Origin of the sequence: Vibrio sp. 10N.222.52.B7 (assembly GCF_041474275.1) — a bacterium.
Classification (GTDB): domain Bacteria; phylum Pseudomonadota; class Gammaproteobacteria; order Enterobacterales; family Vibrionaceae; genus Vibrio; species Vibrio crassostreae_C.
Genome location: NZ_JBFRTU010000668.1, coordinates 1 through 340, shown reverse-complemented (window position 1 = coordinate 340; position 340 = coordinate 1). Strand labels below are relative to the sequence as shown.

At 47.4% G+C, this 340-nt stretch carries 1 protein-coding gene; it reads left to right on the top strand.

What is annotated here, in order from left to right:
- On the top strand, positions 1-340 hold a 340-nt coding region (gene gspL, locus AB4512_RS24730), incomplete at both ends, for a type II secretion system protein GspL (protein ID WP_372176114.1).

Sequence of the window (340 nt, the reverse complement as noted above, 5' to 3'; positions counted from 1 at the left end):
TCTTCATTCAGTAAATATTGGCGTGTTTGGCAGAAAGTGGCGATTGCTGCTTGTTTGCTGGTGGCCGTGATTGTGACTCAACAAGTGTTGAAGGTTCAGCAATACGAAGCACAAGCACAAGCCTACCGCATGGAGAGTGAGCGTATCTTTAGAGCAGTGCTGCCTGGTAAACAACGTATTCCGACCGTGAGTTACCTCAAGCGTCAGATGAACGACGAAGCTAAGAAATACGGTGGTTCAGGCGAAGGTGATTCTTTACTTGGTTGGTTAGCTTTGCTGCCTGAAACCTTAGGGCAAGTGAAGACGATCGAAGTTGAAAGCATTCGCTATGATGGCAACC